This is a genomic window from Thermosporothrix sp. COM3, from assembly GCF_059696735.1.
This window is the reverse complement of the sequence record NZ_AP019376.1, coordinates 618583-641010: the sequence shown is the minus strand read 5'-3', so window position 1 is coordinate 641010 and position 22428 is coordinate 618583. Positions and strand designations below refer to the sequence as shown.

The following is a 22428-nucleotide window of genomic DNA, read 5'->3' as shown; positions in this document are numbered from 1 at the left end:
CGTGATAACGTCCTGTTGTCAGTATCTTGCATCTATTCCTCCTGGCCCTGAGGAAGCTTCTCAGGGCTCCTGGTGTGGTTGTTCAAGAAGAGCCTGCTTGAGAAGCTGTATCATTGTCTCGGCCTGTGGTGACAGCGAGCCGAGCATCAGTTCTGCGAAAGCGTCCGTAAACGGCTTTTGCATTTCGGGTACAGGCAGATATTTCACTACATCAGTGATCAGGGCCTGTATCTCCTGATCTTGTAACAGAAGCTCTCCATCGGCAGACGCTTCAAGCGTGGTTGAAAGCCTGCTATAGATGGAGAGCAGGTGCCTCCAGAGCTCGGGCTGCTCGTGCATCAGGAGGCGAAACTGCTCTAGCAGCGTAGAGGAGATCGGCCACCGGAAATCTTCCAGCAGGGAGATCACTTTCGTCTCGATCTCCCAGATGGCCGGGTGAACCTGAATGCCCTCCTGCTCAAGCTGTTGCCTGATCTGTTGCAGCATGCGAGATGAAGCCGGAAGCTGCTCAACCTGCTCAAGTGGCCCTTCGGAGAGCAGTTCACGGATTCTGGCACGACGCGCTTCCAGCTCCTGGATCTGTGCTGTAAGCTCTGCATCAAGCGCCTGTAAGATAACGTGCAGCGGTTGTTCTCTGGTCTGACGGCCAAGCAGAGCGCGAATCCGCTTAAGAGGAAGCCCGAGCGCCTGAAGCTGCTTGATCTGATGCAGGCGGAGAATCGCACGCGTATCGTAGAGCCTGTAGCCCGCCGGGCTGCGAGCTGGCTCTTCAAGCAGCTCGAGCTTTTGATAATGCCTGATCGCTTTGGGGGTGATGCCCAGCAGTTGCGCCACCTCGCCGATATGCAAATGCTTTCTCATGCTTGCTCCTTTCTCTCTCACATCATACAACCTTGACCCTGCGACAAGGTCAAGGGCAAGTGGGCGAATTGTAGGGAAAAAAGCAGGCAATCGGGAACAAAATGCGAGGGTCCAACGTCATTATCTCCGATGGAACGTTTACAGCATCCCTTCAAGAAAGGAGCGTTCGATGCTGATGAAGAAACAGAGTATATCGGCTTTCGGCCTGCTTCTCCTGACACTGCTTCTGGTCGCATGTGGAAGCGCCAGTACCACCACTGGAGCGGGTGCAGCCGATGCCAATAGCGTACAGATGACGCTGTATGCTGCCGACCAGAAGACAGTCAATGCTATCTACCAGACAACAGACCAGAATAACGTACAAAAGCTGCTTGAAACGCTGAAGGCAGCGCCTGCCCTGCCGAATAACACACCCTGTACCAGGCAAGCAGGGCCTGGCTATGGGCTGGTCTTCAATCAGGGCGATAAACAGGAAAAAGTGAGCATTGATGAAAGCGGATGTGGAACCATCAGGTTCAGTCAGACGGATACTCGACGCCTGACCGCCGATAGCAAAGATATCTTGATGCAGCTTATCACGGAGGCAAAGGCAGCGTTTCAGCCTGAGAAGGTGGATGCGACGGTGAGGGGTGTCGATATGAACCCGTCGCTGCAAAAGCCGACGGTTGTCGATAAAGAGAAAGTGCAAAAGCTGTATGATGCGATCGAGAAGTTGCCGCCACTGGACCAGAAAAAGATGTGTACGATGATGGCGGGCCCGCACTATGACCTGACCTTCTATCAAGGCAAGCAGGAAGTCAAGGTCACCGCTGATCAAAGCGGCTGCGGCACGGTCTTCTTTAACGACGATGCTGGACATATCAAGCAGGCTGACCAGAGCTTCTGGAAACTGTTGGACGAAACCCTGATGCTCGGCCTCAAGAAGTAGTGCTTTCAGACGAGCAGGCAAGCGTCACCGGAGTCGGGACGCTTGCCCTTGACTTTACCACTGTTTGGGTGGCAGTTGGACCTCAATTACCGTCGGGCAGTTGAGGGTGAGCGCCTCGCGGAGCGCGTCCCGGAGCGCTTCCGGCGTGCTGACCCGGGTTCCATAGGCGCGGAATGCCTGAGCCAGCGCCACATAATCGGGCTCAATGACATCCGTCGCGATATAGCGGCGATCATAGGCAGCCCGCTGCTCGGTTTTCACCGCGGTAAAGGTCGAATCGTTGAAGACAACCGCGATAACCGGGATCTGTTCCTGTACCGCTGTCGCCATTTCGGCGATGTTCAGCAGGAAGCCAGCATCACCGCAGAGCGCGATGACTGGCTGCTTCGGTGCGGCTACCTTCGCTCCCAGAGCCAGCGGAAGCCCACAACCGATAGTACAATATTCGTTAGGGTGGATGAAGGTGCGCGGCTCATAGATCGGCAGGCTGACCGTGCTGGCATAACCAAGCATCGTCATATCGGCCACCACAATCGCGTCATGGGGCAGCGCCTCCCGGATGGCTGGCAGGAAGCAAACCCCTTCGCCGAAATAGGCCCGGGTATGGGCAACGACCGCGGCACGTGCCTCATCCAGCAGCGCGGGCAACTCGGGTCGTGCCGGTGCCTCTTCTGGTAGGAGCGGCAAAAGCGCTTCCAGAGCGGCCCGAGCGTCGGAAACGATGCCGAGTGAAGCGGGATAATTGCGCCCGAATTCGGATGCATCGATATCGATATGAATCAGCGTGCGGGGGAGCTTCATGCGGCCATAGGCGGTCCGTTCCGCGCCGAGCTTGCTTCCAATCACAAGCGCGACATCGGCCCGCGTCAGTAGCGGATCCAGCTCATCAGTGATATAGGCCGTCGTGAGGATAGCAAGCGGGTGAGCGCTGGACAGCACGTCATGGCTCTTGCTTCCCAGAATGACCGGAGCCTGAAGCCGCTCTGCAAGCTGCACAAGCTCTGTATTCGCGCCAGAAAAGGTGACGCCAGCTCCGGCAACGATGACCGGAAACTGTGCCTCACGCAGCAGGTGCGCGGCGGCCTGAATATCGGCTGTAGCGGGTTGCGGTCGAGTATAGGTTAGATCCTCCTCGTCGGGGAGCGTGACATACGCCTTTTCGCGAAGGACGTCAAGGGGGATCTGAAGATAAGCGCCACGCGGGCGACCTTGCAGCATCACGCGCATGGCATCTTGAATCGCGCCTGGAATTTCTTCTACATGCTGGACACAGCGAGTCCACCCGGCAAGCGCCTCCATAATGCCCGCTTGATTTTTGACCTCATGGAGTTCGCCCCGGTTGCGACCGACAGAGGCGCGAGCAGGTCCTGAACTGATAACCATAAGTGGAATTGAATCAGCGAATGCACTGCCCATCGGCGTCGTGGCGTTCGTGACGCCAGGCCCGGTGATCGTGCTGACGATGCCGGGGCGGCCTGTGACCCGTGCATATCCCTCCGCCATAAAACCGGCTCCCTGCTCATGTCGTCCCAGAATATGGCGTATGCCGGGTGTTTCGCGTAAAACATCATATATCGGGAGCGTATGCACGCCGGGAATACCGAACAGAGTATCAACCTGAAATGCCTGAAGTGAGGCGATAAGTGCTTGCGCACCGGTGAGGTGCTGCCGTTTGTTCACGCTGGTGAATCCTCCTTTCACGCCCGAGCTCCTGTTCAGCCATATCGAGCTAGCCCGTTCTCTGGCTCCTGCGGCGTGTCTTTGAAAAATCATGTATGAAATCTCTCTTATTATAAACAGCGAATCGAGAGAATAGGAAAAAATAGGTAGTGGACTAGCCATAAAAGCTGAGCACTTCCTTATTGACGGATGTCGATGTTGGGCGGGAGTGCTGCATAATCAAGCTCGCCACGATTTTCGCCAATAAACAGTTCTTTGAGTGAGGAGCTTCGTAGCACGGCCTGCAAGGCCTGTAGATCGAGATTGGTACAACCCGAGATATCGAGCGTCTCAACGTGGGGCAGCATGTCAAGCCGCTTGATACGGGTATTCAGCGAGAGGGAGAGCTTGCGCAGGCGTGGCAATTCTGCAAGCGGGCGAATATCTTCGATCAGGCTATCAGTAATCGAAAGGGTTTCCAGCTCGGACAACGCCGTCAGCGGTGACAGATCGGTGAAGGGCTGGCAGCCATACAGGTGCAGCTCTTTCAGCCGGGTGAGCGGGGCCAGCACTGCCAGTGTATCCAGCGTGAGATCTCGCAAGGTCAGGGATTCCAGCCCGCTGAGCGTAGACAGGACATGAAGATTGCGTGGTCTGGGCATATGGGTGCCGTCGCTATACGAGTAGCCGTCAAGGAACAGGCGCTTTAGTCCGGGAAGCTGTGCCAGCTCGGCCGCATCTTCCAGCGCATCACAGGAGAGCTCAGTAAGCCCGGAAAGCCGATGGAGCCCCTTTAGCGAGCGAGAGAACCATAGATTGAGTTCGATGTGTGGAGACAGGCAGGCAAGTACATCAATATCATAGAGGCCCGGACAGCGGGCCAGATCAAGCAGCTCCAGACGCGGCAGCGTGGTGAAAATGGTGGCATCACGCAATCGGGGGCAGCCCACAAGCTGTACCTGCCGGAGGTTCGGGTGTCCGTGTAATGCCTGAATGCTTGTCAATTCCGGGCTCTCGTAGATCTTGAGTTGTGCCAGGTGCGAGAGGTATTGCAGCCCGCTCAGCGAGCCAGAGAGGTCGCGCAAGAGGAGCCGGGGTGTGGCGCCGAAGATGGGCACAAGGACATCCCGTGCAAAGCGTTCGGGTGGGAAACGGCGGCTTTTCCAGCCCTCAAGCCATTCATCCTGCAAAGGCTGCACAATTGCCGTGAACTCTTCCCGTGAACGAAGCCACTCAAGCAGCCGGTGAAGCGCATTCATGGCCTGCTCACCTCCGATATGCAACAGGGTATGCAGGCCGGCTTGCCACCTGCTGGTATCAGCAGTATCGGTCTGGAGCAACAGGTTTTGCACCGGCTCTACAAGTGCACTGCCCGCCATGCCGAGCAGTTCTGTTTCATAGAAATGTTGAGGTGGAAAGAGCGTGAGCAGTGTTGCATGCAGGCGCGGTAGCAACGGTGAATGCGCTGGCAGCGCAGAGAGGCAGGCGAGGGCCTGAAAGTGCAAAAGGCGCTGATAGGATGGTTCATTGTCGCCGCGCTCAAGCAGAGCCAGTACCAGGGCTTCTAGCTCTGCTTCGGAAGCATGATGCACTGCTTCGTGCAGGAAAGCAGGCTCATGCGAGAGATGTGCGGATGAGAGAAGCTTTGCGATATCCATTGTTCCCGGACGGCTCCTTGCTGCTTTATATGTTACAAACAAACGGCTATTCTATCCGACATTGTGACTTTTTGAAGCAGGGTTTGTCTATGAAATACTTCACTTTTACATTCTGCCTCAGAAAGAAGCGCCGAATTTGGATGGCGAGAAACGTGAGCGATCTCACAATAGCGGATCGAAAGGCCGAAACATAAGGGCAATGGTCATTGTTTCCATAGTCGCATTATCGAATATAGATCTTTACTCTACTTGTTATACATTAGCATGCTACTATATACTGAAGAAGAGAGCGGCCTGACCCGCAGGGTATATGTAGAAGATCAGAAGCGCGGGAAGGGGCCGTGCACGTTCCGCTCAAAACGCGAAACATGAATTTACAGAAAAATGAGGAGCCTTATAGCTGCGTTATGGATGTACCTACCGATATTCCCATCCGGGTAGATCTGTACAGTGATACGATTACCAGGCCAACCCTGGCCATGCGCGAGTACATGTGTCAGGCCGAGGTTGGCGATGAGCAACTAGGTGAAGATCCCACCGTGAACCGTTTACAGGACATGGTGGCCGAGCTTCTGGGCAAGGAAGCGGCTCTCTATCTGCCCTCGGGCACAATGTGTAACCAGATCGCTTTCTGTGTCCACTGTCAGCCTGGCGATGAAGTAATTATGGATAAGACCGCGCACCCTCTGCACTACGAGGGCGGCGGCCCGACACCACTCAAAGGTATTTTGATTCGGACCGTTGATGGAGAGCGCGGCGTCTATTCCGCACGGCAGGTAGAAGAGGCCCTTCGTGAGCGAAGCCGCTATAATCCTCGTAGCCGTGCGATTTCAATCGAGCAGACGTCGAATATGGGTGGTGGAAAGTGCTGGCCACTGGAAACCATTCGCGAGGTCTGCGAGGTCGCGCATGCCCACGGAATGGCGACCCATATGGATGGGGCGCGGCTGTTAAACGCCGTGGTTGCGACCGGGATCAGTGCGAAAGCCTATGCCGCCTCGCTTGATAGCCTGTGGCTGGATCTCAGCAAGGGGCTTGGTGCGCCAGTCGGGGGTGTGCTTGCTGGCTCGAAAGCCTTTATAGAGGAAGCATGGCGATACAAGCAGCTTCTGGGTGGTGCCATGCGTCAGGCCGGGATTATTGCCGCCGCGGGCATCTATGCATTAGAGCATCATGTTGAGCGTCTGGCCGAAGATCATGAGAACGCGAAGCTTCTGGCGCAGGGGCTGGCCGAGGTGCCGGGCATTCGGATTCGTCCGCAGGATGTGGAAACAAATATTGTCTTCTTCGATGTGACCGAAACGGGCATGACAACGCAACAGTTCATTGATCGTGCGCGTTACGAGCATGGGGTGCGCTTCAGCAAGATGAATGGTCGTGTTCGGGCCATTACCCATCTGGATGTCACCCGACAGGATATTGAACAGGCAATTCAAGCGGCTCGCACCATTGTTGAGACGCCTCACACAACGATGCGAAAGCAGGATAGAGCAGCCTTCCAGCAAGCGTACTGAGCGTATGGAACGGCTGCTTTTTTGATGCCCCGGGGAGGATATCCCCGGGGCCTTTTGCTATTCATGAAGGGTAACAGGGGTAGAAGAAAAAATCCATTGAAATAATATGCATAAAGTTACATGTATGGCTGTACAAATAGCGGTAAACCGGATATGATTTGAGTATTTGAATGTGAGTATTTGCCTGGAAAGTAAGAAGGGAAAGACGTATGACGACGAATATCTACTCCTCCTTATGGTTTCAGTTGTTCATGCCGTTACAGAACGAGGAATGGACCCGCAAGGATGTGGCGTTTCTGGCGCGTCAATTGCCGTTACCTCGCTACAAGCGCGTCCTTGATCTCTGTTGCGGATATGGACGCCATGCGCTGTTACTGGCTGATTACGGGTATACCGTGACCGGGCTGGACCGCGATAGAGACGCGATTGCGGAGGCCAGACGCCGCGCTAGAAAGGCCGGGAAAGATATTCAATATGTTCAGGGCGATATGCGGGAGCTTGAGGCCCTTTCCGGGGAATTTGATGCTGTCATCAATATGTGGCAGAGCTTTTGTTATTTTGATGAGGAGACCAATAGACACATTTTGCGCCAGATTTATCGCAAGCTGGTTCCAGCCGGTCGCTTTGTGATCGATATGTACAATCGAACCTACTATGAGGGACACCACGGCACCAAACGGCAGGACATCAACGGCTTTGTTGTGGAAACCAGCGTGTACCTGGAAGGAAATCGCCTGCATTCGGTCGTCCAGTACGCGGACGAGTCGGGCATTCAGGGGAGCGACCATTTCGAGTTTCAGATGTTTACTGCCGAAGAGTTCAGTGAGCTGGCGGCGTCATGCGGCTTTACCACGCGTCTGGTCTGCTCGTTCTCTGATGAGAACATTGCGCCCACTGCTGAGCACCCCAGAATGCAGCTTGTTCTGGAGAAGTCCTGAGCGCTTCCCGGATGTTGTTTCCTGTTGTTGGTTCAGCAGGAAACAACTAAGCGTCGGATTGACGGAAAAGCTGTTCCAGATGCGCGAGGGTTTCCTGTATCTCGGGTGTGAAAGCTTCAATAGAAGAAAGAAGTTGTTTATAGCGTTCATGAGCCTGCTGTCCCTGAAGCAGTGCAAGCTCGATCAGCGCGACACAGGCCGAGAGATATTCGGGGTGCTTCGTCTCCTGATGCTTCTCATAGAGTGTTCGTATTCGATGGTAGAGAAATTCCGCTTTTGTATACTCCCGGGCGTGAGTGGCAAGCTGTGCCAGCAGTTTCAGCGGCGTGACAAGGGCAAGGCTCTCGCGTCCTTGCCGCTGTTCCAGCATATAGAGCGAGCGCAGGCTGACAGTCTCTGCCTCTTCATAGCGTCCCTGTTGATAGTAGAGCTGCGCCAGATTGTTCAGCAACTCAGGAGAAAAAGCCTGCTCCTGCCTGTGTGGTGACAGTAAAAGTTGTTCCGCTTCCTGATGGCGTCCCTGCGAGCTGAGCAGCGCGGCCAGCCCACTGAGTGCGAGCTGATGATCCTCGTCCTGCTGGAGTGCCTGTCGATAGAGCGCCTCGGCCTCGTCATAGTGATGTTGCTGGCTCCGTAGTTCGGCGAAGCCGAGCAGCGTGGAGAGCGTGGGCGGATGCTGTAGCTGCATTACCCGCCTGTAGAGCTTCTCGGCTGCTTCATAGCGAGCCATAGTTGTCAGATAGGCGGCGGCTCTGGTGGCCAGCGTTATGTAATGCTCGCTATCATGCCTGTAGTGTGTGACGGCATAGAACGCATGTGGGAGGAGCGGCCATGCAGCTTCGGGATTCGAGGGATCTGGAAGGAGTGCGCACAGGCAGGCCAGAACGCGTTCTTCCCATTGAAACCGCTCCGTCCCGGAAAAGGAGGCTTTTAGCACAACCTGGACCAACCGATGCATATGGAGTGTCTCGTGTTCCGGATGACGGTGCAGCAGCGAGTAGGCCTGCAAAGCCTGTAGCGCCCGATTGAACTCCAGCGGATTTTCTCCAATGGTCTGTATTGTCGGGGTCGTCATGCCTCTGGTGAAAAGCCGCTCTGGGACGGGCTCGGGGGCGAGAAAGCAGCAGAAGATCAGCAGTTCAGCCGCGGCCGGGTATGTTTGCTTGAGAGCCAGAAAGGAGAGCGTGAAGGTGCTGACCACCGAAAGCGGGTGATCGCTATAGTCACCGCGATTCTGCAATAATGGAATGGGTTGCTGTCGCAGTCTATGCAGGTAGTCACGCAGGCTATCATCAGTTTGGTGATTGGCTATGCGACGCTGGATTTGTTGAGTAGAAATATATGCTCCTGCCTGATCGAGTGCCAGCGGCAACCCATCCATTTCGCGCACCAGCGTGCGGGCGGTTGCTTCCAGATCGGGTGTCCTGGGCAGGCCAGCGCGCTTCAGCAGAAAATGGATCCCTTCCTCTTCGGTCATCCCTTCTACAGGCAGGCAGGTAGCCAGGGTATCGAGATCCTGCCGCCTCGTGGTGAAGAGCAGGGAACCAGAACGGGCCGCCGGGAGGTATGAGCGCAGGGTCTCAATGTCTGCCACATTATCCACAACGAGCAACCAATCACGATGCATGTTCAGCCAGCGCTGCACCACGGTCACGATTTTCTGCGGCTCAAAATGCTGAAAGCCGGGAACCTGGAGCGCCTCGGCCAGCGCATAGAAGCTACCGAGCAGCGTAGATGTGGTTGCGGCATCCAGCCAGAAGACAGCCGTATATTCCTGAAATGTGCGATAAACATACTCAATAGCTACCTGTGTTTTTCCACTTCCACCCAGGCCACTGAGCGCATAGGAGGCGGGGCGTCGGGGGTTGGTATGGAGCAGGGTGTGCAGGGTATCCAGTAGCGCTTCACGTCCCGTAAAGAAAGGGTTGCGCTGGTAGGGGACATACCAGTACGGTGTGAGGGCGGACAGGCTGGCTTCAAGCAGGCGGCGTGTTTCCTGTTCATCCAGTTGGAGCAGACGAGCCAGCTCCAGTACGATTTCTTTGGTTTCGGGGAGATATTCGCCTCTTTCCCAGGCGCCGACGGTGTTCGGGTGTATCTTGAGGAGTGCTGCAAGCTTGCTCTGTGTGAGCTTCCTGCGTTTACGATATGCCTTGAGAATGTCGCCGAATGAGTCGAACAGACCGGTTTCCATGCTTGCTACGTTTCCTTCTGACGCTCTGTTTTCGTGGGCGGCCCTGCACGGACTGCTTCTGTAGATAATAACGATGAATCGACTATAAAGCAACTATGTGTTTATGCTTTCATCCTCTATTTCGCTTTTAATCGCTTTTCATTTCTCTGTAAAGAGAAGAAAAAGCAATGGTCTCTTATCGTTTTGCTTTACCAATAAATACTCTCTCTGTTTGAGAAAAAGAGGGATCGCTTTTGTTGTAGAAATACTGCTAGTAGAGGCAGCGCATACCTGTTGTGAGGTTTCCCCTTGACTTAGAGCCGACTCTAAAGAGTATGATTCCGTCAGAACCTGCGGAGGTTGTGTACATGAAGATCCAGGATGTTGTGAAGCGAACGGGGCTTTCTGCCTATACTATTCGCTTTTATGAGAAGAGTGGTATTCTTCCCCGTATTGCTCGCACACCCGCCGGAACGCGAGATTTTTCCGAGCAAGATATTTCTTTCTTGTGCTGTATGCATGAGCTCAAACAGCTTGGGATGTCGCTTGAAGATATCACGCTCTTTATGCGTGGTGGTTGTCCCAACAGGGGGCGTGAGCATGGAGGGCTGCCGCAAGAACTGCTTGAGCGCCGCTTACAGATCCTGCGTCAATATCATGCATTATATGAAGAGCAAAAGCGCTCTCTTGAATGCATGCTAGCACAGATAGAGCAACAATTGATGATGTATGAAAAGCTTGCGGAAGGAGAGTAAATGAAAATTCTATCTACACTGCTACGAGTATATCTTAAGGCGGAGCACCTGGATGAGAGCATTGCTTTCTACGAGAAATTGTACAGTCAACCGTGTACATTGCGCTTTCAGTACGCTGAAATGGGACTGGAACTGGCTCAGGTTGGCTCGATGCTGCTGATTGCGGGCTCGGAGCAGGCGCTTGCTCCCTTTCGGGCCACACAAGCAACCTACCTTGTCGATTCGCTTGAAGCGTTCCGGAGTGTGCTGTTAGAGGCGCATGGGGAGATCCTGAAGGAGCCACAGCGCGTCCCGACCGGGATGAATATGCTGGCCCGCCATCCTGATGGCACAATTGTGGAATACGTGCAACATGTGAAAGAGCAGGTAGCTGAAGTCAATATTGGTTAAGGATGTTCGGCGACCAGCGTGAAGAGTTTGGGAATGCCGATATCATCCTTTTTCAGGTTCGGCTCCTCGTCCAGTTGCCGGATCAGGAGCCCGGACCGCGCGGCGGCGGTGACGATTTCGCCCAGGGTCCAGCGGCGCTGATAAACCTTACCCGTTCGGCTTTGCAGCTCGTCGGGCAGGTGTTTGCGGAAGGCGACATCTGTTTCGACGATGGTCGGGTCAAAGTAGTTGCCGCTGACCTTCTGCTTTTTGCCCTGAGAGGTAATCAGCTTGGTTGAAATCGGGTGGAAATCCTGAAGGATCAGCCTGCCACCAGGCTTGAGGACCTGCATGACTGTCTGAAAGAGCGGCTGAAGGTCCACAAAGTAGTGCAGAATTCCCAGTTCCATGATGGCAAGGTCATACGTGTTCTGCCGTTCGCTCTCGGGCATCGTCAGCACATCGGAGACCAGATAATGGAGCGTCACACCTGCCGCCCGGGCGACATCGAGGGCATAGCGTGCGTTTTCGGGTGAAATGTCGACCACGGTCACCTGTGCGCCACACAACGCCAGAGCGGTCGCTTTGAGGCCATGTGAGCCAAGCAGGTTGATAATGCGCTTTCCTGCCAGCTCGTCGGTCAGGCGCGCGGAAGACGAAACCGGTGAGGAGGTCACAAGATAGGGGGCCAGCGTGCCGAGGCGCTGATATGGCTCTTTGCGCAGGCGTGAGGCGACGGCTTCTGCTGGGCCGAAGCGATGCACCCAGGCATCATAGCTTTCCTGTGTCCAGGCCTGTTGATTGAGGCGCGTGTTCTGCTGTTGGAGCGTGTGCCAGTAGCGCTTGATTGCCTGCACGATCGGGTCCTGTTCCGGCAGATGAGCGGCGTAGAAATAGGCCGAGCGAACCCAGAGACGATGGCCCTCGCGCTCGATCTGAAGCCGGTAGGGATCGGTTGCGACGACCGTATTATAGCGACAGAACAGCGTCACTGAGACTCCATCTTGTTGAAACGAAAGTGTGGTCTCATCTGGCATCTGTGCGGCCGGGAACAGCTCACGGGCGCGGTGGAAAAGGTCCCATTGAAGCTCGATCGTGATGGGCGGTGTGCCTGCCAGCTCAATGTGTTGCGCGTAAAGTGCGCTTTCTCCGCTTAGCGTATAATCGATTCGGTGTGTGTCCAGTGCCGCAATGATTGTGAAAAGCGTCTGCCACCAGTGTGCCGCCATAAATTCCCTCCTTGTCGACCGCATTGTATCATCAGGGGTACGCATGCGGCAACACTGGCCGGGGATCAGGGGAAGAGGCGCGGGGATTTAAACTGTCGCTTCGGCCTGGGAAGCGCCCGGACCTTCTGCGTGAGTACCTGTGCTGTGGCCCAATCGAGCGCCTGGGCGAACTCCGCGATGCTTGGGAAGCGCTTCTCAACGTCTTTGGTCAGGGCCTTCATCACGACCTGCTCGATCAAGGGAGAAAGCGCCGGGTTTTTGCTCCGCAGCGGCGGCGCGGGCTTGTGCAGATGCTGCTCGACCAGCGCTTCAAAGTCGCCAGTGAAGGGGCATTCACCGCAGAGCCACTCATAGGCGATGACTCCGAGTGAGTATTGATCGCTACTGCGTCGAGGCCGCCCGATAAGCTGTTCGGGAGCAGCATAGAGCACCGTTCCCTCAAAGTCGTATTGTTCCGGGTAGAGTGGGTCAAGGCTATGCGAGACCACAGCAATACCGAAGTCTCCTAGCAGCACCTCACCACGGGGCCCGACAAGCAGGTTATGCGGCTTGAGATCGCGGTGGATCAGCGTTTGCTCGTGAAGATACCCGATTGCAGCGGCGATCTGCTGCACATACTGATTGACGGTCTCAGGGGCCAGCACGCTTCCACGGGGGTGTTTCTCACGCAGTGTGCCATTTGGCGCGTAATCCATAATTAAAAAGGCAAAGTCGTCCTCAACACCAAAATCCAGAATATGGACAATATGCGGGTGCCGGAGCCGGGCCAGCTTCTTGGCATGCACATAGAATTTGGTCAACTCCTCGCCCATGCGGCGTCCTGGCAGAATTTTCAGCGCGACCTGCTGTTGATCCTGCTCTCGAATTGCCAGATAGACTTCAGAGCCCTCGCCCCGGTCCAGCAGGCGCACTATTCGATACCCGTTTATTGTTTGTAGGCGGTTTTGCTCCAAAATAGTCATTTTTGTGTATCCTCAGCAGGCTGCTATCTCCGGTGCGAGAGATGAGCGCTGTAGAGAGCGTTCAAAGAGTTTTGGCTATGGGTTCCATGAACGCGCCTGCCTCCAACAGCTTCTGTTCTCGATCGTTTTGAAATACAGTAGTGTTCTACAATACAGAAGGGAGAATCCCTATCCCCCTGTCTATAGTATCTTTTGTAGCAACGGTTTGAAAGGAAACAGGCTAAAATGGCTAGTGTATAGAAACCTTTCGGCGCTGTCCTGCAAAACAGGTATTCGCTTTATCATATCTCCCGCGGGCTGCATGCTGTTTCCCGAAAGCGTTCTTTGCAGGAAAGTATAGCATATTTTCGCGGGCTTTTTGCACACGTCCATTGGGACCTGGAAGACCTTGACCGTGACGCTACGTCATGGTGTACAAACCAAAAAGAGAGTTTGATCAGGAGAAGAAGCAGTGAATAAGCGGCTCTACTATACCGGTGAGGTTGCTCGGATGGCAGGTGTGACAGTGCGCACGGTGCGCTTTTATGATAGGGAAGGGTTGCTCTCGCCTTCGGCACATAGCGAGAAGGGATATCGGCTCTATACCGATGAGGACGTTTTGCAGTTGCAGAAGATTCTGGCGCTCAAATATCTGGGCTTCTCGCTGGATGAGATCAAGCGCTGCTTGCAGATCGGTCCTTATGAACTGGGCGAATGGCTGTTGCTGCAAAAGATCATGCTACGCGAGAAGCGTATGCAGCTTGATTCGATTCTGCAAGCAATCGAGGAAACAGAACAGATGTTGCGGGCAGGTGCTGGCGACTGGCATACACTGCTTCATATAATCCAGATGATGCAGCAGGAGCAGGCGGGAGATTGGAGAAGGAAGTATCTGGATGAGTGGCAGATCAAACGGCTTGAGGAGCTGTCTCGAACCCACTACACTGAGGCACAGCGGCAAAAGCTGGCAGAATGGGGCAAAGATTTCGGCGAAGAGGAGCAAAAGCAAGCAAGTCTGAGGTGGGAGCGCATCGGTGGCGAACTCAGGCGCATGGTACGCGAGGGCATCGCCCCCGCGAGCCCCGAAGCGCAACAACTGGTGGCGGAATGGCTGGACCTGATACAGGGCTTCACACATGGCGATCCCGACATTATCGAGAGCCTGAAGCGGATGTATACCGACATCAAGCAGACGAGCCCGGAGCAGCGGCCCTTTCAGCTCCCCTATGAGGGAGAAGAGGAGGCCTTTCTGTATCGGGCCCTTGCTCTCTATGAGCAGCGGCGCTAAGCGTGCCCTGTCGTTTTGATGGAAAAAGCGCTGCTATAGTGGTTGCTCCACAGAAACGGCGCAATCCTGGAGAATCTCGCGGGCGGCTCGCACACCTTCCTGCGCGCCTCCTTCCATGAAGCCTTGCATCTCGTTCGCGCAATGTTCGCCCGCAAAGAGGATTGGTCCCTGCCGGACGCCTTCATAGCCGCAGAAACTCGTCACCTGCCCGACCAACCAGCAGGCATAACTTCCACGGATGAACGGGTCTCCTGTGGGATAGCTCAGGGCGACCTCACCGGTGAAGTGATCGCTGAGGCCGGGAAGCAACGTCTCAAGCTGTTCGAGCGTGTCACGAGCATAGTGACGCAGCAGGTCGGCATGCTCCGGCTCGTTGGTGGTGGTATAGGGTGCGGCTGGAGCATACGAGCGCCCTTTTGTGCCGCCGGTAAAGTGAACCAGAATGCCCCCCTCGCCTTGCTGACCGGTTGTGGCTTCCCAGATCGCTTGCAGGCGGTCCGATTGGAAGCTGTGGTTCTGGAAAGTCCGTTGCCAGGGACGCGCATCAAACTGAAGCATGAGCTTGGAGTTGGTGCCATACCCGAGCTCAGCGATGGCCTTTTGCTTGAGCGCATCAAAGCCTGCCTTGCGATAATCGACCTCGCGCAGGGCGCTAAATGGCAGCGTTAACAGCGCGTACTCACAGGAGATGTCCTGAAAGCCGCGCTCGGTGTCGAAGGTTAGCGTTACCCGATCGTTGGCGTGACGTTTGATCGCGGCAAGGCGGTGTCTCAGGCGGATAGCGTCTTCGGGAAGAGAGGCCGCAATTGCTTCCGGCAGCCGCTGATTGCCGCCCGCGATCCGGTAGCTCACGTCAATAGAGCTGGAGAGTGCTGACTGCGGGGAATAGGCAAGCAGGTAGCCGAGGTACGTCACCAGGTTCATGGCGCTCTGTTCCCAGGTGTCCACGCCATACAGGGTTGTATAGAGGGTGTCGAGCAGCATGCCTGTCGGCGAAGCGTGCCCGTCGGGGATGTAGCGCTCGATCCAATCGTATGTGCTCATATGATCAAGCATCGCTGCCATCGGCGTGTAATGGTCCCAGGTGGTTGCAGGGTCGATCTGGTGATACTGCTCAAGCACGCGCGGAGCGATCTCCTGAAAGGACCGGGTAAGCTCGCCAAAGGTATAGGATCTGCCGAGAAGCTGATATTTGATACCTGTGTCTTCTCCATGCGCATGGTGTGTTTCGAGGAGAGGAAGGCGAAACCGTCGAGCAAGCGCGAGAATAGTAGAATGATCGCTATCGATGTACTCGCCGCACCATTCCGCGGTTTGCTGCTGGCTCCAGTGCGTGGCGGAATGGATGCGCCCTCCTACTCTGTCGCTTGCTTCGTAGATAGTGCAGGGAACCCCGGCATCATGGAGGGTGAGGGCTGCACTCAGTCCGGCTATGCCTGCTCCGACAATGGCGATGTGGCCTATCATGCGTCTGGAAGGGGAGAATGAGCGCTTTTGGCGGGTGATACAGTCATCGTCGGGTGTTGCGTGGTGCGCATTTGAAGCTTGCTTCATGAAAGAAAACTCCTCGGAAGGCGTGCGAAGGGGACCCTTCGCAGAATCCCGTTTTTATGCGGGGAAAGCGCCCTTCTGTCAAGGCTAAGAGAGCTGCTGATCTTCTACTGATAGGTGCTCTCTCCCCTTATTGTACCCTATTTTTCCCTGTTTTTGAGGGTGGAACATCGGCCCGGGGGAGGGCAGCAGGAGGACATGATCCTCCCGCCGTGCTATTTCTCAACGGTAAAAGCCGAGGGACAGTATGCGGCAAGCTGGCACTGGTCACAGAGCGGCTTGCGAGCCTTACAGATCGCCCGGCCATGATAGATCATCCTGAACGCGAGTCCGAGCCATGCGTCCCGGGGGATGATCCGCATCAAATCCTGCTCGATTTTGTTGATATCGCTCTGCTTGCTCCAGCCGAAGCGGCCAGAGAGGCGGGCCACATGCGTATCAACAATAAAGCCCTCACTGATCCCGAAGGCGTTCCCGAGGATCACGTTTGCCGTTTTGCGCGCGATGCCCGGCATTTTGACCAGCTCCTTGATGGTCTGCGGGACCTCTCCATGATAGTGGTCAAGCATATACTGGCAGGCGGCGCGGATGCTGCGGGCCTTGTTGCGGAAAAACGTGATTGACTTGATATCCTGCTCAAGCTCTTCCTGTGGCGTGTTCGCGTAGTCCGCGGCGGTATGATATTTCTTGAAAAGCTCTCTGGTCACGGCATTGACGCGCTCATCCGTGCACTGGGCGGCGAGGATGGTCGCAACCAGCATCTCAAGCGGCGTGGAGAAGTCGAGATCATACCGTGCGTTCGGATAGAGATCATGCAGTGTCTTGATGATAGCCTGAACCTGCTCCTGAGAGCAGGGGGCGGGACCGCTATAAGGTGTCATTGTGAGCCCCTTCTTTTCTGAATTGCTTCACTTCCCTTTTCTTTTTCCCTTTTGCAAAAACGGAAAGAGAAAGGGTCTTCAGCATACTCTAGAGGCTCTGCAACCGCTTGTCAATGCGGCTGTTATGAATGTGTATTTTGTTTATGGAGTGAGATGCTGCCCTTTGGTGCGCTGGCCTGAATGCGCGGGTGAGCGGCGTTGGTGCTGGCGAAATCATTATAGACTTCTTTCTCATCTTTGGCCTCGGCTTGCAGGGCAAAAGTACTCTCTGCGGGCAGCGTGAGATCAATCGAGCCGCTTTCCGAGTACAGTTGATAGTTACCGTTGGGATCGAGCGCGCCCTTGATTGTGATATCGCCATCCGTCGTTTTCAGCGTGCTCTGTCCTTTCAGGGTGACGTTCGTCAGGTCGATATCGCTGCTCTGGGTGGTCACCGTGATCTGGCTCTGCAAGCCATCAATTGTGATTGAGCCATTTGTATGCGTGATCTGAACGGTACAGTTACTCGGCAGGGTGATATCCAGGTCAACGCGTTCCTGTTGAAGCAGCGGGATCGCGCTATTCTGGCCGCCAGTCAGGATATCAAGCTCGCTTCCCTTCTGCTTGAGCTCAAGCGTTGCGTTGGCGATATTGCCGAGGAAACCGGAGGCGTGACGGCTTCCCTTGACCTCAATTGAGCCGGTCTGTCCACTATGGAGGAAAATCTGTCCGCCGCCGTTGCTCTGAATGTTGACCAGGGGCGTCGTGCCAACCGTGATCGTCTGTTGCGGGATATCAACCGGCTTATCGTTGAGCTGGCGCACCACGAAGAAGCCTGCAATCAGGAGTATGCCACACAGTACCAGCACCAGCGGAAAGCGCCACCAGGGAGCGCTGGTGGTGAGTTCTTCGCCTTCCTGCTCGGCCTGAAGGCGCCAGCGGCTTTTCACAATAGCGGAATGCCGCTTCTGAATTGCTTTCGGCGGAATGGGTGCGAAAGGAAGCAGCAGTGTCGGGGCCGTCACCTGCGAGGGATCGTCTTTTTTAGTGTAGGGCAGGGAAAAGATATCGTCTTCATCAGTTGCCTGCTTCGGTTTGGCATGCGAAGGGAGCTTCAGCCGTGGGAAGAAGCCGGTCAGTTTTGGCGGCGTCGATGTTCGGACGACCGGGGTGGGATCCAGTTGCAGATTCGGGTCCGTACCGTGAAAGCTATACGGGGAAGCAGCGGGCGGCGTTTCTCGGTTGACGGTCTCCGAGAAAGTGAAGTGCTCGGCTGGCTCGTTTGGCGTTCCCTGATAACTCATGACGGCTCCTTGTCTCTCCTTGCGTGTACGATCAGGAAGGGCTTCCCTTCCGCTGGCAATTCTCGGACTGAAATCTATCGATCTGTTGCCAGAAAAAAAATCAGTTGTCCTCTATCAGCCTAAATATACCATATCAGAGCAAAAGAGATGAGAAAACCGGGACCTGTTGGTAAAGAAAAGGAAGGCCCGGTCTCCCGAGCCTCCTTTGTACCGGGAAGCCGACGACGCTCAGTTCGCCTTATGAATTGCGATATTGCCCACCACCGTTCTCAGCGTGAGCGCTGCTCTGGGGCTGTTTCCCGTCACGTCGCTCTCGAAGGCATTGGAGATAGGGCCGAGCGTGCTGAAGGCATTGAGTTGAAAGGCGGAATCGGCGGGCAGCGTGAGATCAATCGAGCCGACCTCGGTTTCAAAAGAGTAGGGGCCCGTTGGATCCAGCGTACCGTGAAAGGCGATTGCTCCGGCTGTGGTCTGGAACGTCGAGCCGGCTTTCAGCGTCACCTCACTCATATCGATCGCTCCTGCCTCCGAGCGGATCTTGACCACGCCGGTGATTTGCTCAATAGAGGAGCTACCAACCTTGTTCTTGATCTGGATGTTGCTGTGTTCCGGGGTCGTGAGCTCAAGGCGCGGCCCGTGATGCGTCTCATTGCTGGCTGTTCTGGAACGTAAGACCTCTTCTATGCGGATGGTATTGCCATCCTGACGCGCGGTGATGTGGAAGTCCTTGCGCTCCTCATCTGTGATCTGCGTGATAGCGAAGGTCACGGTATTGCTGTCCCCCTTGCGGATCACGATGTCCGCTACATCGCTTGCTATCACCAGCTCCGGGGGCTCGACGACCTGAAAAGGAATCGTGCCACCGTCCTCTGTTTTCGAGGTTATCTGCTTCTGGTCACAGGCGCTCAGAGCAAACAGCAGAAACAGGAGAAAGCAACCTCCCCATCTGGCCCATACGATACTTCTTCCCATTACCACTCCTCAACACTTTTGAGAATAAAAAGCTTCTATGAGGAGTATGACAGATATTTTTGTGGAATGTGTTACAGAAATGTTACAGTTTGGTTGAGATTCGGTGAAGAAGTGTGCTGTATCACAACAGCAACTATGGCACGCAACAATTGCTAATCTATCGGTAGCATCGATGCTTTACTTGAGAAAGATTGTGTTGTTCGATACAAAGCGAGCTGTTATGATGTGTGCAAGCAATCAGAAAGAAGGAGTTTGAGATTATGCCATTTGTCAGAATCAGTTTAATGCGTGGAAAATCGGCGGAGTATCGGACAGCAATCAGCGAGGCGGTGCATCAGGCGATGGTGGAGACGATTGATGTTCCGCAGGATGATCGCTTTCAGGTGTTTCATGAGCGTGAGCCTGACGGCCTGATCTATGATCCCACCTATCTCGGGATTGAGCGGAGTAATGATCTGCTGATCCTGCAAATCACGATGCGACGTGGGCGGACCGTCGAGCAGAAGAAGGCGTTCTATCGGCGGTTAGTCTCTCTGCTGGCGGAGAATCCGGGGGTGCGGTCACAGGATGTCTTTGTCAACCTGATTGAGAATAGCGAGGCTGATTGGTCGTTTGGCAATGGGGAAGCGCAGAGGGCAGAAGTATAACGCTGTCAGAGCGGAAAGGGGCGGCCCGCATCGACGCGCCCCTTTTCCGGTTCCATGCATCTCACATCATAAAGCGCCAGGGAGCCAGCAGTTTTTCGCTGGCCTTAACGTACCAGGGTCGTTTTGCCCAATCCTCAAGCGTAAGCTCAAATGTGTCGGAGGTATCGTAGTCGAAGAGCGTGTGCATCTGCCGTGCGAACTCTTCGCTGTAGATCTCGACATTGATTTCAAAGTTGCCAATGGAGCTCAGACGATCCAGATTGGCCGTGCCAACAGTGGACCATTCGTCATCGATGGTGCAGGTTTTTGCATGCAACATGGAGTGCCGATAGCTGAAAATCCGAATGCCAGCTTGCAGGCACTCGTGGAAGTAGCCATGCGAGATCCAGTCGGTCAGGATATGATTTGAGACCCAGGGAACCAGGATGCGCACATCAACGCCGCGTCGTGCTGCATTTTTGAGCGCAGCGAGCAATGCATGATCAGGCAGGAAGTAGGCATTTGTCAGCAGAATGCAGTTCTGGGCACGATCAATTGCATCAATATACATATCGCGAATCGGGAAGGTCAGGCGGATCGCGTCGTTTCCATGGACCGAGATCAGCGGATTGAACTGTGTCTGGTAGTGGCGCTCAATCTCGATGCCATGCGGCTTGAAGCGATTCCAGAAGGCAATGAACGAGTTTGCCAGCGTAGCCGATGCCTCGCCCCGAATACGTAGATGCGTATCGCGCCACTGGGTCGCGTACACGCTGCCGATATTGTAGCCACCAATAAAGCTGATCTCGCCATCTACCACCAGAATCTTGCGATGATCCAGCGCGTAGCGGCGTGGGTCGAAGATATGCCAGATGCGTTGTACCGGCATGAACTCGAACAGATGCACATTTTTGGGGAAGGACGATTTAAAGGCCCGTGGCACAACGAGATTGCCGAACGCGTCGAAGATGACATAGACATCAACGCCCTCTTCTGCCTTCTTTGCCAGATGATCCCGAAAAGCTCTCCCTATGGCATCGCCCTTCCAGATAAAGGATTCGATCATGATACAATCTTTTGCTTCGTCAATTGCTTTGAGCATATCATCATAAAGATCGCAGCCATAGCTATAGAGCTTTAGATGGTTATTTTCACCAACGGCGATCTCATCAAGTTCGCGGTGGGGAAAGGTTTTCGCCTTCTGTCTCAGACGCCGTATTCTTGACACAACCTGCAACACGGCAGCGGTTAGAAGTTGCAACAGGAAAAAGGCCAGTAAAACGCGCTGTATAATGCTGCGTACAGGAATACGCGGGCGTAAGAGTGGCGGTCGCTGTCCCGTTTCCGGTGAAGTCGTCATAGGTATGTAAACCTCTCAAGCTGAGTTTAGAAAAAGGCCACTCTCTATTGTACACGATAGAACGGACAGATGGCGTCATTGCCATCGGTCCTTTGCTGAGGTGCTTTCCCTGCTCCCCATCCTCTTACTTCATTGTAGAATGCTAGACTTCGCGTTGAGGTTGATACGGTCCGCTAATATGCTCGAAATTGGGGCGATAACGTGTCTGGTGGTACTGTTCGGGTTTGACCCGGCGAGCTGGGAGCGTTTTTCCCGGAATATCGGTGGCGATATACTGTCCCTCGCGGAAGGCGGCCATAACGCCATGCTCACCCTTTTCCAGCGTGCTCATAATCAGGTTGGTGAAGAAGATCGCCATGTGCTTGTCATACACTTCTGGCTCACCGCTGCGCAGGAAATAGGTGAGATCGATCGGCAGGAAGCGCACCCCTTTGAGGCGTTTCGTCAGCTCATCAGCCAGAAATTCGGCGACATTGGCCTTTTTGCGATGCCCATACGCGTCGGCCTCGCCTATCTCGGGGACGGGAACACCCAGATTGGCCCCCTCGGAGAGCACAACCGTTGAGTAGTGCTGTGGGTTCTCGCGGTCATGCGCGATCAGTTCGGCCAGATGGTCGATGTTTGCGGGCACCTCGGGAATAATCAGGCGGTCGGCCCAGGTGACAACGGCGGTTTCGAGCGCGGTAAAGCCCGCGTCGCGACCGAACATACGGAACAGGACCGTCTGCCCGTGGGAACCGGCAGTTGAGCGAATACGGTTAATAAACTCGGCGGCGCGGCTGATGGCAGTCTGGAAGCCGATGCAGTATTCGGTACCGGGCACATCGTTGTCCATTGTCTTGGGGATACCCCAGACAGGAACGCCACGTTCAACCAGCCTGGCGCCGAAGCTCAGCGTGTCATCTCCGCCAATGACAACCAGTCCATCGAGCTCAAGGAACTCAAGGTTCTTGATGACCTCATCGGTCAGATCGACGCGATCGTCGGGCTGCTTTCCCTCCCCATAATGCTTGAGGTGGGGCGGCAGATCGGCGACCTTCATGCGGGCGGGATTGGTGCGTGTTGATTGGAGAATGGTGCCACCCTGGCGGTCGATGTCGCGTGTGTTCAGGCGAGTGAGTGGCAGGAGATAGCCCCCCTTCCAGCTCGCGGGCTCGTCGAGCCGAAACACCAGCTCATCACGGGAGCGGCTGCGGTCCAGCAGGGTGATGCCTTCCCAACCCAGACGCAGGCCCATGACACGAATATCCATTGTCGCGGCCCGATAGACCATCGCCTTGATGGCGGCATTCAGGCCGGGAACGTCGCCGCCGCCGGTCAGAACACCAAGAGAGCGAATAGGACGAGTGACTTTAGCAGGCATAGAAGAAAAACCTCCTCATCATTTGTCCCTCGACGCCTTCTCCCTCCCGAGAGATGCGCCGGAAGATCTTTTCTGTTGT

At 55.0% G+C, this 22428-nt stretch carries 19 protein-coding genes; 7 read left to right on the top strand and 12 right to left on the bottom strand.

Annotated elements, in window-relative coordinates:
* Positions 1 to 60: 60 nt before the first annotated feature.
* Positions 61 to 861, bottom strand: a complete 801-nt coding sequence (locus tag KTH_RS02820; RefSeq protein ID WP_497616323.1) for a helix-turn-helix domain-containing protein — start codon at positions 859 to 861, stop codon at positions 61 to 63.
* 175 nt (positions 862 to 1036) lie between these two features.
* Between KTH_RS02820 and KTH_RS02815 the strand changes: the two genes are divergently transcribed.
* Positions 1037 to 1789, top strand: coding sequence for a hypothetical protein (locus KTH_RS02815; protein ID WP_137686031.1), 753 nt, complete (start codon positions 1037 to 1039; stop codon positions 1787 to 1789).
* 54 nt (positions 1790 to 1843) lie between these two features.
* Here the strand turns inward: KTH_RS02815 and KTH_RS02810 are convergent, their stop codons facing one another.
* Positions 1844 to 3469 (bottom strand): thiamine pyrophosphate-binding protein, encoded by a 1626-nt coding sequence (locus KTH_RS02810; RefSeq protein WP_497616321.1) that lies wholly within the window; start codon positions 3467 to 3469, stop codon positions 1844 to 1846.
* 179 nt (positions 3470 to 3648) lie between these two features.
* Entirely contained in the window at positions 3649 to 5106 is a 1458-nt protein-coding gene (locus KTH_RS02805) for a leucine-rich repeat domain-containing protein (RefSeq protein WP_497616319.1), read from the bottom strand.
* Positions 5107 to 5513: 407 nt separating this feature from the next.
* Between KTH_RS02805 and KTH_RS02800 the strand changes: the two genes are divergently transcribed.
* Both KTH_RS02800 and KTH_RS02795 read left to right on the top strand, forming a co-directional pair.
* Positions 5514 to 6620 (top strand): threonine aldolase family protein, encoded by a 1107-nt coding sequence (locus tag KTH_RS02800; protein ID WP_111322975.1) that lies wholly within the window; start codon positions 5514 to 5516, stop codon positions 6618 to 6620.
* A 209-nt stretch (positions 6621 to 6829) separates the two neighbouring features.
* The gene (locus KTH_RS02795; RefSeq protein WP_497616317.1) at positions 6830 to 7558 is read left to right on the top strand and encodes a class I SAM-dependent methyltransferase; all 729 of its coding nucleotides are present in this window, start codon (positions 6830 to 6832) and stop codon (positions 7556 to 7558) included.
* Between the two features lie 46 nt (positions 7559 to 7604).
* On the opposite strand, the gene KTH_RS02790 is transcribed toward KTH_RS02795, so the two are convergent.
* On the bottom strand, positions 7605 to 9752 hold the full coding sequence (locus tag KTH_RS02790) for a tetratricopeptide repeat protein (RefSeq protein WP_497616316.1): 2148 nt from the start codon (positions 9750 to 9752) through the stop codon (positions 7605 to 7607).
* Positions 9753 to 10099: 347 nt separating this feature from the next.
* Here KTH_RS02790 and KTH_RS02785 point away from each other — a divergent pair, with 347 nt between their 5' ends.
* The gene (locus tag KTH_RS02785) at positions 10100 to 10486 is read left to right on the top strand and encodes a MerR family transcriptional regulator (protein ID WP_170142610.1); all 387 of its coding nucleotides are present in this window, start codon (positions 10100 to 10102) and stop codon (positions 10484 to 10486) included.
* The gene (locus tag KTH_RS02780; RefSeq protein WP_111322967.1) at positions 10487 to 10876 is read left to right on the top strand and encodes a VOC family protein; all 390 of its coding nucleotides are present in this window, start codon (positions 10487 to 10489) and stop codon (positions 10874 to 10876) included.
* Here the strand turns inward: KTH_RS02780 and KTH_RS02775 are convergent.
* A complete protein-coding gene (locus KTH_RS02775; RefSeq protein WP_497616313.1) occupies positions 10873 to 12084 on the bottom strand; it encodes a class I SAM-dependent methyltransferase in 1212 nt (403 codons plus the stop codon). The two genes, KTH_RS02780 and KTH_RS02775, sit on opposite strands and share 4 nt — an antisense overlap.
* Positions 12085 to 12149: 65 nt before the next feature.
* Positions 12150 to 13046, bottom strand: a complete 897-nt coding sequence (locus KTH_RS02770; protein WP_111322963.1) for a serine/threonine protein kinase — start codon at positions 13044 to 13046, stop codon at positions 12150 to 12152.
* Between the two features lie 451 nt (positions 13047 to 13497).
* On the opposite strand from KTH_RS02770, the gene KTH_RS02765 reads away from it, so the two are divergent.
* Positions 13498 to 14313 (top strand): MerR family transcriptional regulator, encoded by an 816-nt coding sequence (locus KTH_RS02765; protein WP_497616311.1) that lies wholly within the window; start codon positions 13498 to 13500, stop codon positions 14311 to 14313.
* Between the two features lie 33 nt (positions 14314 to 14346).
* Here the strand turns inward: KTH_RS02765 and KTH_RS02760 are convergent, their stop codons facing one another.
* The 4 genes from KTH_RS02760 to KTH_RS02745 all read right to left on the bottom strand — a co-directional run bounded on the left by KTH_RS02760 (position 14347) and on the right by KTH_RS02745 (position 19000).
* On the bottom strand, positions 14347 to 15867 hold the full coding sequence (locus KTH_RS02760; protein ID WP_497616308.1) for a flavin monoamine oxidase family protein: 1521 nt from the start codon (positions 15865 to 15867) through the stop codon (positions 14347 to 14349).
* A 212-nt stretch (positions 15868 to 16079) separates the two neighbouring features.
* A complete protein-coding gene (nth, locus tag KTH_RS02755) occupies positions 16080 to 16745 on the bottom strand; it encodes an endonuclease III (RefSeq protein ID WP_497616306.1) in 666 nt (221 codons plus the stop codon).
* A 122-nt stretch (positions 16746 to 16867) separates the two neighbouring features.
* Positions 16868 to 18028 carry a DUF4097 family beta strand repeat-containing protein gene (locus KTH_RS02750; protein WP_497616304.1) on the bottom strand — a complete coding sequence of 387 codons (1161 nt, stop codon included), beginning with the start codon at positions 18026 to 18028 and terminating at the stop codon, positions 16868 to 16870.
* A gap of 228 nt (positions 18029 to 18256) precedes the next feature.
* Positions 18257 to 19000: a DUF4097 family beta strand repeat-containing protein gene (locus tag KTH_RS02745; protein WP_497616301.1), complete on the bottom strand. Its 744-nt coding sequence runs from the start codon at positions 18998 to 19000 to the stop codon at positions 18257 to 18259.
* 260 nt (positions 19001 to 19260) lie between these two features.
* Here KTH_RS02745 and KTH_RS02740 point away from each other — a divergent pair, with 260 nt between their 5' ends.
* The gene (locus KTH_RS02740; protein ID WP_497616300.1) at positions 19261 to 19647 is read left to right on the top strand and encodes a tautomerase family protein; all 387 of its coding nucleotides are present in this window, start codon (positions 19261 to 19263) and stop codon (positions 19645 to 19647) included.
* A 61-nt stretch (positions 19648 to 19708) separates the two neighbouring features.
* Here the strand turns inward: KTH_RS02740 and KTH_RS02735 are convergent, their stop codons facing one another.
* A complete protein-coding gene (locus tag KTH_RS02735) occupies positions 19709 to 20986 on the bottom strand; it encodes a phospholipase D-like domain-containing protein (protein WP_497616298.1) in 1278 nt (425 codons plus the stop codon).
* A 142-nt stretch (positions 20987 to 21128) separates the two neighbouring features.
* Positions 21129 to 22349 (bottom strand): 6-phosphofructokinase, encoded by a 1221-nt coding sequence (locus KTH_RS02730; protein ID WP_497616296.1) that lies wholly within the window; start codon positions 22347 to 22349, stop codon positions 21129 to 21131.
* Between the last annotated feature and the right edge of the window lie 79 nt (positions 22350 to 22428).